Source organism: Methylobacterium sp. Gmos1 (assembly GCF_053764715.1).
Genome location: NZ_JBSNCC010000005.1, coordinates 1 through 15008, shown reverse-complemented (window position 1 = coordinate 15008; position 15008 = coordinate 1). Strand labels below are relative to the sequence as shown.

Genomic DNA, 15008 nt, shown 5'->3' with positions numbered 1-15008 from the left:
GTGGCGACGGCCCCTGGCAAGGGCTAAGCTGTTGGCATGGCTCTCGATCCTGCCTCGCTGCCCGACGACGTCGACGCGCTCAAGCGCCTGATCGTCGGCCTGACGCGCGAGGCCGTCCACGCCAGCACCCTGATCGAGAAGCTGCGCGGCGAGCTCGCCCGGTTGAAGCGGGCGCGGTTCGGCACCTCATCCGAGAAGTTCGGCCCGCGCCTCGAGCAACTCGAACTGGCCATCGAGGCGCTGGAGGTCGACGAGGCCGAGCGCTTGGCCGGCACGCCGGTCGTCGCCGAGGCGAGGGAGGCCGCACGGCTCAAGCCCGCCCGGCGAGACCTGCCGGCGCACCTGCCGCGCGAGAGCGTGGTCCACGCCGGTCCCTGCGCCTGCCCGGCCTGCGGCGGGAGCTTGCGCCGGATCGGCGAGGACGTCACCGAGAGCCTCGACTACGTGCCGGGCCGGTTCAAGGTCGTGCGCCACGTGCGCGAGGCGTTCGCCTGCCGTGCCTGCGAGCAGGTGGTGCAGGCACCGGCTCCCCACCATGCGGTTCCCCGCGGGCGGGCCGGTCCCGGGCTCCTGGCCCACATCGCGGTGGCGAAGTTCGACGACCATCTTCCGCTGTATCGCCAGGCCGAGATCTACGCGCGCGACGGCGTCGATCTGGCGACCTCGACGCTCTCGGGCTGGCTCGGCGCGACTGCGGCCACGCTGCAGCCGCTGACCGAGCTTCTGCGCCGGGAGGTGATCGGCGGCTCGGACGTCCTGCACGGCGACGACACGCCGATCCCGGTGCTGGCGCCCGGCACGGGCAAGACGAGCATCGGGCGGCTGTGGACCTACGTGCGGGATGAGCGTCCCCATGGCGGCGCCCGTCCGCCGGCGGCCGTGTTCTTCGCCTCGCCCGACCGCCGGGGTGAGCGCCCGCTCGCGCACCTGGCGGCCTTCTCCGGCGTGCTGGTGGCCGACGGCTATGCCGGCTTCAACGGGCTGTACGAAGCCAGGCGTGCGGGCGGTGCCCTGACCGAGGCAGGGTGCTGGGCGCATGTACGCCGCAAGATCTTCGACGTGCACGCCGCGACGGGCTCGGCGCTTGCGGCGGAGGCGCTGGAGCGGATCGGGGCGCTCTACGGGGTCGAGCGCGACCTGCACGGCAAGCCGCCCGATGCGCGCACCCGCGAGCGACAGACCCGCTCGAAGCCGCTGGCCGAGGCGCTGAAGGCGTTTGCCGAGACGAGCCTGCCCCAGGTGCCGGGCCGGTCCGACCTGGCCAAGGCGTTGCGCTACATGCTGGCACGCTGGCCGGCGCTCATGCGGGCCTTCGACGACGGGCGTCTCGCCCTCGACAACAACGCAGCCGAGCGGGCGCTACGTAGCGTGGCGGTCGGGCGCAAGAACTACCTGTTCGCGGGATCCGAGCTGGGCGCCGAGCGGGCGGCGGCGTTCTACACGCTGATCGAGACGGCCAAGATGAACGGGCTCGATCCCGAGGGCTACCTGCGCGACGTGCTCACGCGCATCGCCGATCACCCGGCCAAGCGACTGGCCGATCTGCTGCCTTGGAACTGGGTGCCGACAGGCGGGGCCCAGTAGGCCGCCTGACAAGCTGCTCCGTCACCGAGCGCTTACTTCGAAGACGCCGGCAGCCCAGCGTCAAACGACCGGGCCAGGGCCAAGGCCTTGCAGCCTTGAGGCCGGAGTCAGGCCCCGGTCACACGCCAGACCACGTTGCCGACGTCGTCAGCCATCAGCAGCGACTTATCCGGGCCGAGCGTGACGCCAACCGGCCTGCCATAAGAGACACTCTCGTCCGGCGCCAGGAAGCCGGACAGGATGTCGCGAGCCGGGCCGGAAGGGCGTCCGTTCTCGAACGGCACGAAGACCAACTTGTAGCCGCTCAATGTACTGCGGTTCCAGGAGCCGTGCTGCCCGATCGCCATACCATCCGGGAAGCCAGGCAGCGTTCCTGCCGGCACCCAGCAAAGACCCAGTGATGCAGTATGGCCGCCCAGCGCATAGTCCGGTGTGATCGCGCGGGCGACGGCGGCGGCGTCCTGCGGCACGCGGTCGTCTACGGTTTGCCCCCAATACGAGTACGGCCAGCCATAGAACCCGCCATCCTGCACGGACGTGAGATAATCCGGCGGCGTCTCGTCGCCCAACCCATCGCGCTCGTTGACCACCGTCCACAGCACGTTCGTGCTCGGTTCCCAAGCGAGGCCGACAGGATTGCGCAGTCCCGAGGCGAAGATGCGGCTCGTGCCGCTGGCGAGGTCGAGTTCGTAGACGGCCGCGCGGCCCTCTTCGACCGCCTTGCCATCGTCGCCGATGTTGCTCAGCGAGCCGACGCCGGCATACAGCTTCGTCCCGTCCGCGCTGACCAGCAAGCTGCGTGTCCAATGGCCGCCCGGCTTGAAATCGACCAGCTTGCAGCCCGGCCCGGCGATCCTGGTGGTGCCCTCGGCGTAGGGAAATACGACGATGCCGTCGGTGTTGCCGACGTAGAACTTGTCCTTCACGAGGGCCATGCCGAATGGCTGCCTGAGGCTCGTGAGGAACGGCTCGCACGTCTCCGCCACGCCGTCACCATCCGTGTCGCGCAGCAGCGTGATGCGGTTTGCACTCACCCCTGCGGCGCGGGCGCGCTTCATGGTCGCGGTCATGGCGTGGTCGAACAGATGTCGCATGACCTTGCGCGGCTCGCCGGATGATTCGGCGACCAGCACATCCCCGTTCGGCAGCACATGAAGCCAGCGTGGGTGATCCAGCCCGGTGGCGAAGGCATTGACCTTCAGGCCGGGGGCAGCGACCGGAAGCTGCCCCGGCGACCACCCGCGTGCCGTGGGCATCTTCAGCGTCATGATCCGGCCCTGCGGCTTCGCGGTCGGAATGGTGGGCGCATGGCCCCAGGCAGGTTCGTAGCTGCCATCGCGAAATCGCCGCAGCCTGGACGCGGCTCCACCGATCAACGAAACACCACGCGCGAATGCGTTCGACAAGCTCAACGACCCTCTCCCAACGATTGTCGCCTGATCGGCTGGAGGCACCTGGGCTGGGTACAGCCGCCAGAACCGGTGCTAGACGTGCGCCGCTGAGGCAGTGGAATTGCGCCGGCGGCACGACCGTGGTTCCAGGATCATGGTCTGCATCGCCCTTGCAAGAGCCTGATTGATACCGCGCATGGTCAAGCCGACCACGGGCGGATGAACGCGGGAGGGTTGTCGGCGCACGGATGACAGGCAGCGCCGTCACCCTGCGTGGGGGAGTGCACCCAGCCCTGAGGTGTTAGGAGCGTCGTAGAGCGCGTTCGGGGGGCGTCCTGCCGCTGGGCTGCTGCTACGTCGCTCAGACGGTCCTGGAACATTCTGAGTCCAGCACGACAGCTTCGCCTCTGTGGGGCAGCTCCGCCAGGAGCGTGCCTCGTGGGCCCAGCCGGATGTGACCCCTTGCAGACCTTCAAGCCTGCGAGCCCAGAACTCCGCTTGGTAGGAAGAAGCGGACCTATGAGCGGCGGCCACGACATCAGCAGCTACGGGCATATTAGCGACCGACGGGTAGCAGGCATGTCAGTGCGGTTCACTACGTGGTGGAAGACTATGGGTCCGGCTCTCGACGCGCACCGGCCTCGCAACCGACCTCCACCGTTGCACCTTCCGCTGCGCGCCCCGGTCGAGTTCGATAATTCCATCGAGGGACACGACCGGCGCGCGGAACGCGCGATTAATCAGCGAGTACGTTCCCGCTGAACATGCCACCGCGGAAAACCGGTGCGCCCTGATCGGTCACGAAGAGGACGAGGTCGGCGTCGGAGCCGGCCAGCACCCTCCCGCCGTCCCCCTTGAGGTACGCCGTATCACCCGCCCGCAGCGTCAAGCCGCCGACCTCGACGTCGCCGCCGAAGACGTGGAGCAGGCGAACCGCATCGGGCGCCGGAAGCGGCGGCAGGGACAACGCTGCCCTGGCCGCAACATGCGCGTCGGAGACCCATGCCTGGGCTCGGACCTCCAGCGGCGCGCCCTCGGGCCCGGCGATGAGGCGCCACTTGCCGTGGCTCAACACCTCCCCGAAGTCGTGGAACTGGACCTTGGGTCCGAGGTCGTCCGCCCGCGGCCGCAGGAAGATCTGCAGTGCCTCGACCGGGCCGTGGTCCAGCATGCGCTCCTCGTGCTGGAAGGTGTGGCCGGCGTTCATCATCATCAGGCGCGTCGCCGTGATCTCCTCCGCGTTTCCGACCGTGTCCCGGTGGAGCATCCGTCCGGCCCGGACGTAGGTCAGGATTTCGTCGTCGCGGTGCGGGTGCATCCCGATGACGTGCCCGGGCGCCACGGTGGCGCGGTCGATCCGGCCGATGGCGCCTAGGCCGCTATCTCCGCCGCCGAGGCTCAGCCCGGGACGGATGATCTCGACGGCGAAGCCACGGGTTGGGTCACCCATGCGGTCGCCGCGTCTGAGCTTGGTCACGTCCATGGTCGTCGTCCTTTCTCGGTGGGCATCTCCTCCATGGAACGTAGCGTCGTCGTACCAGGGACGGTATCGTCCGATCCGGGCAAGCTCCGTCCCGGGAAGCGGAACGCGATGGACGTGGACGACCTGAGGACCTTCGTGGAAGTCGCCGACGCGGGAGGGCTCTCGGCCGCCTCACGCCGCCTCAACTTGGCGAAGTCGATTGTCAGCCGGCGGCTTCTGCGGCTGGAGGCCGAGCTCGGAACACAACTCCTCGCCCGTACTACCCGGGGCGCGGCCCTGACCGAGGCGGGCACGACGTTCCGGGAACATGCGGCACGGATCTGCACGGAGGTAGACGCCGCGCTGGAGGCGGTCGCGGTTGGCGGCGAGCTCCGCGGCCTCCTGCGGGTTGCCGTACCCTCCACGTTCGGCCCGACGCACTTCGCGCCGGCCATCGCGGAGCTGACCCGTCGCCATCCCCAACTGCATATCAACTGCCGCTACAGCGACCGCTATGTCGATCTCGTCACCGAGGGCTTCGATTGCGGCATCCGGGTCGGCTACCTGGCGGATTCGAACCTGGTCGCGCGCCGCATCGGATCCTTCTCCGTGCGGCTGTTCGCAAGCCCGGACTATGTCGCCACGTACGGCGCCCCCGAGACGCCCGAGGACGTGCCCGGCCATCCCGCCGTGATGATCGCGACGGAAACCTGGACGTTCAGCGCCGGGGGCAAGCCGTTCCCGGTCCGCCCGACGGGCCGCTTCCGGGCCGACAGCGCGGTGGCCATCGCGGAGGCGACGGCCGCGGGTGCGGGTATCGCCGCGCTGCCCGATGTCATCGCGGAACCCTACGTCGCAGCCGGGACCCTGATACCGGTCATGCCGCGCTATGCGCTTCCCTCCATCGGGATGTTCGTCGTGCGCCCACCGGGGCAGCACTCCTCGCGCAAGGTTCAGGCGCTCACCGACCTGCTGATCGAGCGGTTCGGCCGATAAGGCCCCCTTGCAGCGACAGGTGCCGCCCTGGCAAGCGTTCCGGCGGCGTTCCGGTTTCAGGGACGCAGAGTGCCGGAAGTGGCGGCTAGTGACCCTTCTCATGGAACGGCATCTTCATCGTGCCGGATGGCTCCGAAGCGGGACCATCCCCACCGAAGGAGAGCACCATGTCCTACGAGAGATTGACCGCCGAGAACGCCGCCGTCCTGTTCGTCGACCACCAGACCGGTCTTGCCAACGGCGTGCAGACCCAGACGCCCGCGGACTTCCTGAACAACGTGAAGGCGCTCGTCACCATCGCCCAGATCTACAAGCTGCCGGCCATCGTCACCACCAGCGCGGCCGACGGCCCGAACGGGCCGGTCTTGCCGGTCGTCGCCCAGGGCCTGCCCGACGCGACCGTCGTGCACCGGCCGGGCGAGATCAACGCCTTCGACAACGCCGACTTCGCCGCCGCCGTGAAGGCGACCGGTCGGAAGAAGCTCCTAATCGCCGGCATTTCGACGGAGGTTTGCGTGGCCTTCGCCGCGCTCGCGGCCCGCGAGGCGGGCTACGACGTCTACGCGGTGCTGGATGCATCGGGCACCTGGAGCAAGCTCGTCGAGGAAGCGGCCGTCGCCCGCATGGTGCAGGCAGGCGTCGTGCCGATCACCTGGGTCGCGGTCGGCGCCGAGCTTCTTGGCCACTGGCAATCGGCCACCGGCGAGGCGCACGCCAGGCTGATGGGCGACCACCTGCCCTTCGCCGGCAACATCTACGCGAGCTTTCTGGCCGCCAAAGGTCAGGCGTGACCCGTTTCGAGGGACCCGGCCGTGCATCCCGCACCGGCCGGGCCAGTCGAGATGGATTGTTCCGCTCGCGACAACAATGAACTGCGGAGGTCGAGCATTCTCCCGACCCCCTGATCGCGTCACCTTGCCAATGTGGTTCGGGCTTCACCCGGACAGAAAGCAGGGAACGCGGTCATGAAGCTCTACCATCATCCCCTCTCGGGCCACGCGCATCGGGCCCGCCTGTTCCTCTCGTTGCTCGGCGTGCCGCACGAGGCGATTGAGGTCGACCTCAAGGCAGGCGCCCACAAGCGGCCCGAGTTCCTTGCCCTCAATCCGTTCGGCCAGGTGCCGGTCCTCGACGACGACGGAACCGTCGTCTCCGACTCGAACGCCATCCTCGTCTACGTGGCGCGCAAGCTGGGGCGGACCGATTGGCTGCCGGAGAATGCCGAGGGTGAGGCCGCCGTGCAGCGTTGGCTGTCGGTGGCGGCCGGCGAACTGGCCTACGGCCCGGCCGCCGCGCGCCTCGTCACCGTTTTCGGTGCCAATTTCCGGCCCGAGGAGGTGATCGGGCGGGCGCACACGCTGCTGGGCCGCCTGGAGGCGCATCTGACGGGCCGGGAATGGCTGGTTGGCGAGCGGCCCACCGTCGCGGACGTGGCGCTCTACAGCTACCTGGCGCGTGCACCCGAGGGCAACGTCGACCTCTCAAGCTACGTCAACGTCAACGCCTTCCTCCGCCGCATCGAGGCCTTGCCGGGCTTCGTCCCCTTCGTCCAGACGCCGGCCGGCCTCACGGCCGCGGCGTGACCCCGCTTGTTCGGGCGCGCCGGTGCGCGCGCCCGACCGAACCGGACGGGAGAGTATCATGAGCGACGGTCCGACCATCACGAAGTCCTCGCCCTGGCATCCGGGCGAGAAGGCCATCCAGCAGCAGGTCGGCGTGGCCGAGCGGATGGAGCAGGTCGGGCGCCGCGTGGTGCGGGACTTCATGCCCGACCAACACCGCGCGTTCTACGAACAGATCCCGTTCATCGTGGCCGGCAGCGTCGACGGTCGGGGCGACGCCTGGGCGACGCTGGTCGCCGGCGGTCCCGGGTTCATCGCCTCGCCGACGCCGACGACACTCGACATCGCGGTGCGGCCGGATCCGAGCGACCCGGCGAGCGCGGGCTTGCGCGACGGGGAGGCCATCGGGCTCCTCGGGATCGAGCTGCACACCCGCCGACGCAACCGCGTCAACGGCCTCATCCGCGCCGCGGCGGACGGCGTTCTGAACTTCGCCGTCGACCAGAGCTTCGGCAACTGCCCGCAGTACATCCAGCTGCGCGACTTCGCCTTCGTCCGCGACCCGCGTGAGCCCTTTTCTGGAACCGTCGAGGAGAACGCCGGCCTCGACGCGGACGCGCGCGCCATCGTCGAGGGTGCCGACACGTTCTTCGTCGCCTCCTACGCCGAGCGCGACGGCCGCCGCCAGGTCGACGTCTCGCACCGCGGCGGCAAGGCCGGCTTCGTTCGCGTCGCCGAGGACGGGACGCTCACGGTCCCCGACTTCGCCGGCAACCTGTTCTTCGCCACGCTCGGCAACATCCTCCTGAACGGCCGGGCCGGCCTCGTCTTCGCCGACTTCGAGACCGGCGACCTCCTGCAGATGACGGGCGACTCCGAGGTCGTCCTGTCCTCCCCCGAGATCGCCGCCTTCCAAGGCGCTGAACGGCTGTGGACGTTCCGGCCCCGCCGGGTCGTGCGGCGGCGGGGCGCGCTGCCCCTGCGCTGGACGTTTCAGGCGGACGGCTGGTCGCCGAACTCCCTGATGACCGGTGACTGGCACGCGGCCGCCGACCGGCTCCGGGCCGCCGACCTCGCGACGCAATGGCGCCCGTTCACGGTCACGAAGATCGTCGACGAGAGCCGCACGATCCGCTCCTTCCACCTCCAGCCTGCGGACGGGTCCGGGCTGATCCCGCACCAGGCGGGGCAGCACCTGCCCATCCGTGTGCCGCTCCCCGGCGCGGACAAGCTGGTCATCCGCACCTACACGCTCTCGGTCGCGCCCTCGGACGCGGTCTACCGGATCAGCGTCAAGCGCGATGGCACTGTGTCCGGGCACCTCCACGACACGCTGCGGGTCGGCGACTTGGTCGAGGCGCGGGCGCCGGCCGGCGGCTTCATCATCGACGCCCATGCCAAGCGGCCGGCCGTGCTGCTCGCCGGCGGCATCGGCATCACGCCGCTGCTGGCGATGCTGCGCCACCTCGTCTACGAGGGCCTGCGCACCCGGGGCATCCGGCCGACCACACTGGTCCAGGCGGCCCGCTCCAAGGAGGAGCGTCCCTTCGATAGGGAGGTGGCCGAGCTCGCCGCCGCGGCCGGGAGCGCGGTGAGGGTCGTGCGGGTGCTGAGCGCGCCCGGGGATGCGGTGGCGGGTGTCGACTACGATGTCGCTGGCCGGATCGACATGGCGCTGCTCGCCCGCGTGCTGCCGTTCGGCGATTACGACTTCTACCTCTGCGGTCCGGCGGCCTTCACGCAGGCGCTCTACGACGGGCTGCGGGACCTGAACGTCGCCGACGACCGCATCCACGCCGAGACCTTCGGTCCCTCGTCCCTGGTCCGGAGTATACCGGCGGATGCCGGGGCGGCCGCGCTGCCGCCCGCGTCGACGGAGCCGGTTCCGGTCGCCTTCCTGAACTCGTCGAAGGAGGCGCGCTGGACGCCGGACGCTGGAACGCTGCTCGAACTCGCCGAGGCCCGCGGCCTCAGCCCGGAGTTCAGTTGCCGGACCGGGACCTGCGGCACCTGCAGGACCAAGCTCCTGAAAGGTGCGGTCACCTACGCGAAGGCGCCCACCGCTCCCCACGCGGCCGACGAGGTGCTGATCTGCTCGGCCACCCCGGCCGCGGGGAGCGACCCCGTTCATCTCGCCCTCTGACCGAGGGCGATGGCCGAGGGTCCCGTCCCGCCGGCCTGCCGACCGACCTCCCGACACGCGTCCACCCCGAAAACCCCGAGGAGAAGCCGATGTCCCGTCCCCCGCTGCCGCCGTTCACCGAGGAGAGCGCCATCGAGAAGGTCCGCCTCGCCGAGGACGGCTGGAACAGCCGTGATCCGGCCAAGGTCGCCCTGGCCTACACGACTGACACCCGCTGGCGGAACAGGGCCGAGTTCGTCACGAACCGGGAGGAGGCCCAGGCCTTCCTCACCCGCAAGTGGAACCGCGAGCTCGACTACCGCCTGATCAAGGAGCTCTGGGCCTTCACCGGCAACCGCATCGCGGTGCGTTATGCCTACGAGTACCGCGACGACAGCGGCCAGTGGTTCCGGGCCTACGGCAACGAGAACTGGGAGTTCGCCGAGGACGGGCTGATGCGGGCCCGCCACGCCAGCATCAACGAACACCCGATCAGCGAGGCCGAGCGCCGGTTCCGCTGGCCGCTGGGGCGCCGGCCCGACGACCATCCGGGTCTCAGCCACTTCGGCTTCTGAACCGACCCTCGAAGCGTGGAAATGCGGCCATGTCTTCCTTCACCCTGGACGGGCGCGTGCGCCTGTCCGTCGCGCTCGCCCTGGCCGAGGACGGCCGCGACCCGCCCGTTTCTCCAGGGCGGGAAGCGGAGGCCCGCGGGCTCGGGATGTGCGGCGCCGAGGTCGACGCCGCGCGTCGCGGCCGGAGCTTCGACGCGCGCACGTCGCGGGCGCTGGTCCTAGCCCTGGCGGCGGCCTCCCGGGACGGCGGGCGCCTTCACGAGGCGCGTGCGCGGGCGGTCTGGTCAGGCATCCCCGCCGAGGTCTGCCGCGAGATCGAGAGCCTCGCCGTCGAGCTCGCTGGCGACGGAGCGGCGCCGGACCCGGATCCCGCGGTCGCCCGCGAAGGCTAGGCGGCCTGGCCCGGCATGCCGTTCACCATGGTGCGACGGCTTGGCGGCGCGCATGCTCGAACAGCTGTATTCGTCAAGGCCACGATGGCCGGGCCGCTGGGGACGGGGGAGCAGGGACATGGACCGCTGGCAGGCCATGCGGATCTTCGCGAAGGTCGCGGAGACGGCGAGCTTCGCGGAGACCGCGCGCCTGATGCACATGAGCCCGCCGGCCGTGACGCGGGCCGTCGCCGCGCTGGAAGAGACCATCGGCGCCCGGCTGTTCGTGCGCACCACGCGCTCGGTGAAGCTCACGGAGGCCGGTGGCCGCTACTACGAGGATTGCCGGCGAATCCTTTCCGACATCGTCGAGGCCGAGGCCGCCGCCGCAGGTTCCTACGCGACGCCGTCCGGAACCCTCGCGGTGACAGCATCGGTCCTGTTCGGCCACATGCACGTGCTGCCCATCGTGACCGATTACCTCGACGCCTACTCGACCATGGCGGCACGGACGCTGTTCGTCGACCGGCAGGTGAACATCGTCGAGGAAGGCATCGACGTCGCCGTGCGCATCGGCCACCTCTCGGATTCTGGCCTTACAGCCGCGCGAGTCGGGTCGGTGCGCCGCGTCGTCTGCGGCTCACCGGCTTACTTCGAGCGGCACGGCGTCCCGCAGAGCCCGCAGGACCTGAGGGACCACCGCGTCGCCATGTCCACGGGCGCCTGGGCCTCGACGGAGTGGCGGTTCGCGCAGGATCAGCGCGTGACGGTCCATCCCGCCCTGATGAGCAACACGAACGAGGCCGGCATCGCCGCGGCGCTCGCGGGCTGGGGCCTGACCCGGGTGCTGCACTACCAGATCGGCTCCGCCTTGCTGGGAGGCCGCCTGCAGGTCGTGCTCGCCGACTACGAGGAGGAGCCGCTGCCCATCCATGTGGTCTACCCCGAGGGGCGGCAGGCGCCGGCCAAGGTGAGGACCTTCGTCGACCTGGCCGTGGCGCGGCTGCGGGCCAACCGCCTGCTCAACTGAGCGGGCGCAGGGTCGACGCGAGGCGTCGGTCCGGGTCGGTTCGACTTAGCCGAGGTCATCGGAACCAAGCGATACTATCTATTCCGCAGGCGACAACAATGCCTTCCACACGACGCCGATTAACGCCTGCAAGCTGAACACCGATGATGTCTCCATGAGGCGGCGAGGTCCTCGACGCCCCCGCGAAAGGAGACACCGATGAAACACCTTCTGCTTGCCCTGATGCTCACGACGGCCGGCACCGTCCTTCCCCCTCATGCCAAGGCAGAGCAGGCCCTGGTCGCCGCCCAGACACCGGCGACGGTCCACTACCGTTCCGCGACGGTCGACGGCGTGAAGGTCTTCTACCGCGAGGCCGGCCCGGCCGACGGCCCGGTCGTGCTGCTCCTGCACGGATTCCCGACCTCCTCGCATATGTTCCGCAACCTGATCCCGACGCTCGCGGACCGCTACCACGTCATCGCGCCCGATTACCCCGGCTTCGGCCAGAGCGACACGCCCGACCACACCCAGTTCGCCTACACCTTCGGCCACTACGCCGACCTTGTGGACGGCCTGCTCGGCCAACTCGGCGCCAAGTCCTACGCGATGTACGTGATGGATTACGGCGCGCCGGTCGGCTACCGCCTCGCCCTCAAGCACCCCGACCGGGTGACCGGCCTGATCGTCCAGAACGGCAACGCCTACGACGAGGGGTTGCGCGAGTTCTGGGATCCGATCAAGGCCTACTGGGCCGACGGCTCGGCCAAGAGCCGCGAGGCACTGTCGGGTCTGGTGACCCTCCCCACAACGATCTTCCAGTACACCGACGGCGTGCGGGACGTCTCCAGGATCAGCCCGGACAACTGGGTCCACGACCAGGCCCTGCTCGACCGGCCCGGCAACAAGGACATCCAACTCGACCTATTCTACGATTACCGCACGAACGTGCCGCTCTACCCGCAATTCCAGGCATTCTTCCGCGAGCGCAAGCCGCCGACGCTGATCGTCTGGGGCAAGAACGACAAGATCTTCCCCGAGGAAGGGGCGCACCCCTACCTGAAGGACTTGCCGGACGCGGAGCTGCACATCCTCGACACTGGCCACTTCGCGCTAGAGGACAAGCTGGATGAGATGGCGCCCCTCATCCGCGGCTTCCTCGACAAGCAGGTGGCGAAGCGCTGACCCTTCTGAGGGGCCTGGCTGGTAGGCGCGACGCGGACCGCGCCCCCTTCATGGGGGTGCGGTCCTTGGCATTCCTGCCGCGTTTCGGTGATCGTGAGAGCGGGGCATCTGCGGGGGAGACCTGGCGTCAAGGTTGGAAGTCGGTCGAGAGGCTGAGCTCGCGCCAGGCACGCAACTCGGCCAGCCGCGCCTCGTCGCCGGCCTCGGCCCGCGCGTAGGCGTCGCTACCCAGCACCAGACGCAGCGGCGGGGCCTTCGCCGAGACCACGGTCATCATCGCCCGGGCGGCGCGCTCTGGGTCGCCGGGCTGTTTGCCGTCGTAGGCCCGCTGCATGGCGGCGACCTGGCCGACGGTCTCGGCGTAAGCCGGACTGCCTTCGGCGATGCGCGTCGACGATCCCGCGAAGTCCGTCCGGAAGCCGCCGGGCTCCACGATGGTGACGTGCACGCCGAAGGGCTTCATCTCGATGGCGAGAACCTCGGAAAACCCCTCCACGCCGAACTTCGCGGCCGAGTACGGGCCGCGACCGGTCGCGCCGGTTCGCCCCCCGATGGAGGAGACCTGCAGAAAGTGGCCACGGCGCTGCGTCCGAAAGAGGGGAATGGCCGCCTTGGTCACGTTGACGACCCCGAACAGGTTCGTCTCGACCTGCGCCCGGAACGAGGCGAGGTCGGTGTCCTCGATGGGCGCGACGTCGCCGTACCCGGCGTTGTTGACGACGACGTCGACGCGTCCGAACCGCTCTACGGCAGCCTCGACTACCCGATGCGCCGCCTCCTCGTCGGTGACGTCGAGGGGCAACGCGAGCACGCGCTCGCCGCCGGCCTCGACGAGGTCCACGAGCGCGGCAGGGTCGCGCGCCGTCGCGCAGAGCCGCTCGCCCGCCGCGACGACGGCCTGGGCCAAGGCCCGGCCGAGGCCACGCGACGAGCCCGTGACGAACCAGGTCCTATCCATCTTCACCACCGCTTCTTCATGTTTCGAAGACGCCGAGATCGGTGGCTGAGCGGCTGCCCTCAAGCATCGCGTCGCGAACCTCTCCATTGCCGAGAGAGGAATAAAGATCGGGGCCGTCGTCCATTATCATCCTTGTCGAGAAGCGGTGGGCGCAGCGCCCGACCGACAACATCCCGACCTCACAGGAGAACGGTCATGACCACGGTCTCTATCGTCGCCGGCCCACGCCTCCACCTCGCGCAGCGCATTAGGGAAGTCGCCGCGAACACGCCGGCCGCCTACTTCGGCATCGTCCTGGGGCTATCCGGCCTGGGCGGGGCCTGGCGCGCGGCCGCGCTCGCCTGGCACCTGCCCACGGTCGTCGGGGAGGCGGTCTACGTACTCGCCGGCGCAGTCTGGGCCGTGCTCGTCGTCCTCTATGCCCTCAAGGCCGTCCTCACCCCGGACAAGCTGGCGGTCGAGGCGGCCCATGCGGTCCAGTGCTGCTTCATCGGCCTCGCCGGAGTGGCGACCATGCTCGTCGCGAGCGGGCTCATCCCTTACTGGGCCGGATCCGCAACCGTCCTGTTCGGCCTCGGCTTCCTATTTACGCTCGGCTTCGCGGTCTGGCGGACGGGCGGCCTCTGGCAAGGCGGCCGGGACCACGGCACCACCACCGCGGTGCTGTACCTGCCGACCGTGGCCGGAAGCTTCGTCTCGGCGACCGGGGCGTCGGCCCTGGGCTACCAGGATTGGGGTCAGCTCGCCTTCGGCGCCGGCCTGTTCTCCTGGCTCGCGATGGAATCGGTTCTGCTCCACCGCCTGCTGACCGGGCCTGAGAAGCCCGTCGCGTTGCGCCCGACCCTGGGCATCCAGCTGGCGCCCGCGCCGGTGGGGGCCGTGGCCTACCTCTCGGTCGGGGGCGGAGCGCCGGACCTCTTCGCGCATGCCTTGATCGGCTACGGTCTGCTCCAGGTTCTGGTTCTGGCCCGGCTCTCGCCGTGGATCGCGAAGGCCGGCGCTGTCCCTGGGCTCTGGGCCTTCAGCTTCGGCGCGACTGCCATGGCAACGGCCCCGGTTCGCCTGGTTGCCCATGGCGATGCCGGAGTGGTCGCCGTCCTCGCCCCGGTCCTTTTCCTGGCAGCGAACGGCCTCGTCGTCGGCCTTACCATCATGACCGTGGCTTTACTGCTCCAGGGCAAGATGTTTGCTGCACCGACGGCATCGAGCCAAGCACGGACGTGACCGTACCCGCGGTCATCTCGCCAAGTAATCCGAGGACTGCTTTCAAGCGGTTGTTGAGTGCCTTGCTGTTGGACCAACCACCGATCACGGTGGAGCGTTCTTGTTCGTGTTGCTTCGGCAGCGGTTCGTTGCCGAGGACGGTTATGGTGGTCGGAGCAACCATTCCATCTCAACGGCAGCTGTTGGCCTCCGAGCGGCCATTTCAGTGCCTTCGGTCGGAGGTCCGCTGATGGCGCATAGCCGACATGTAAGGCTTGATAGCATTGACAAAAGCGAACTGAGGCAATTCCGTTTAACGGAAAATTGTACAGATCTTGACGTATGCTGCCCGCTCAACGGTCATGAAGCCCTCAGGGGTCCTGGCAGGCAGTCGCTGTTTTTCGCGAGCCGGGCCGGCAAGGGCATCCTTCAGCTGCTGCGCTGATCGACGTGGACGATAGCAGCAGGATCGTGTCCCCTGGCGTGGTGTAGCTGAGTGTGGTCCACCACGATGACCGGCAGGGCCGGACTGGTCAGACTGCGAGGTTTGGCAGGCTGACGAGAGGATCATCGCCGATCGGGGCGATGCT

13 protein-coding genes are annotated in these 15008 nt (G+C 69.2%); 10 read left to right on the top strand and 3 right to left on the bottom strand.

All coding sequences use genetic code 11. The features are described 5' to 3' along the window. Window positions 1-36: 36 nt before the first annotated feature. Window positions 37-1584, top strand: coding sequence for an IS66 family transposase (gene tnpC / locus ACS5PV_RS11965; protein WP_455395556.1), 1548 nt, complete (start codon window positions 37-39; stop codon window positions 1582-1584). 107 nt (window positions 1585-1691) lie between these two features. Here the strand turns inward: tnpC and ACS5PV_RS11960 are convergent, their stop codons facing one another. Beyond that, complete coding sequence (locus ACS5PV_RS11960; protein WP_455395555.1) at window positions 1692-2996, bottom strand: PQQ-dependent sugar dehydrogenase; 1305 nt, start codon at window positions 2994-2996, stop codon at window positions 1692-1694. Window positions 2997-3711: 715 nt separating this feature from the next. Next, window positions 3712-4458, bottom strand: a complete 747-nt coding sequence (locus tag ACS5PV_RS11955; RefSeq protein WP_455395554.1) for a pirin family protein — start codon at window positions 4456-4458, stop codon at window positions 3712-3714. 108 nt (window positions 4459-4566) lie between these two features. On the opposite strand from ACS5PV_RS11955, the gene ACS5PV_RS11950 reads away from it, so the two are divergent. From ACS5PV_RS11950 to ACS5PV_RS11915, 8 genes are all read left to right on the top strand, one after another. Continuing rightward, window positions 4567-5433, top strand: a complete 867-nt coding sequence (locus ACS5PV_RS11950) for a LysR family transcriptional regulator (RefSeq protein WP_455395553.1) — start codon at window positions 4567-4569, stop codon at window positions 5431-5433. Between the two features lie 167 nt (window positions 5434-5600). After that, on the top strand, window positions 5601-6224 hold the full coding sequence (locus ACS5PV_RS11945; protein ID WP_012321606.1) for an isochorismatase family protein: 624 nt from the start codon (window positions 5601-5603) through the stop codon (window positions 6222-6224). Window positions 6225-6398: 174 nt separating this feature from the next. After that, entirely contained in the window at window positions 6399-7016 is a 618-nt protein-coding gene (locus tag ACS5PV_RS11940) for a glutathione S-transferase family protein (RefSeq protein ID WP_017482944.1), read from the top strand. A gap of 58 nt (window positions 7017-7074) precedes the next feature. Continuing rightward, complete coding sequence (locus tag ACS5PV_RS11935) at window positions 7075-9138, top strand: 2Fe-2S iron-sulfur cluster-binding protein (protein WP_455395552.1); 2064 nt, start codon at window positions 7075-7077, stop codon at window positions 9136-9138. 89 nt (window positions 9139-9227) lie between these two features. Next, entirely contained in the window at window positions 9228-9692 is a 465-nt protein-coding gene (locus ACS5PV_RS11930; RefSeq protein ID WP_017482942.1) for a nuclear transport factor 2 family protein, read from the top strand. Between the two features lie 29 nt (window positions 9693-9721). After that, window positions 9722-10084 (top strand): hypothetical protein, encoded by a 363-nt coding sequence (locus ACS5PV_RS11925; RefSeq protein WP_455395551.1) that lies wholly within the window; start codon window positions 9722-9724, stop codon window positions 10082-10084. Window positions 10085-10202: 118 nt separating this feature from the next. Then, window positions 10203-11093 (top strand): LysR family transcriptional regulator, encoded by an 891-nt coding sequence (locus tag ACS5PV_RS11920; protein WP_135419824.1) that lies wholly within the window; start codon window positions 10203-10205, stop codon window positions 11091-11093. 198 nt (window positions 11094-11291) lie between these two features. Further along, complete coding sequence (locus ACS5PV_RS11915) at window positions 11292-12257, top strand: alpha/beta fold hydrolase (protein ID WP_455395550.1); 966 nt, start codon at window positions 11292-11294, stop codon at window positions 12255-12257. A 127-nt stretch (window positions 12258-12384) separates the two neighbouring features. On the opposite strand, the gene ACS5PV_RS11910 is transcribed toward ACS5PV_RS11915, so the two are convergent. Beyond that, window positions 12385-13215 carry an oxidoreductase gene (locus tag ACS5PV_RS11910; protein WP_135419827.1) on the bottom strand — a complete coding sequence of 277 codons (831 nt, stop codon included), beginning with the start codon at window positions 13213-13215 and terminating at the stop codon, window positions 12385-12387. A 195-nt stretch (window positions 13216-13410) separates the two neighbouring features. Here ACS5PV_RS11910 and tehA point away from each other — a divergent pair, with 195 nt between their 5' ends. Further along, complete coding sequence (gene tehA, locus ACS5PV_RS11905; protein WP_455395549.1) at window positions 13411-14439, top strand: dicarboxylate transporter/tellurite-resistance protein TehA; 1029 nt, start codon at window positions 13411-13413, stop codon at window positions 14437-14439. Window positions 14440-15008: the final 569 nt, after the last annotated feature.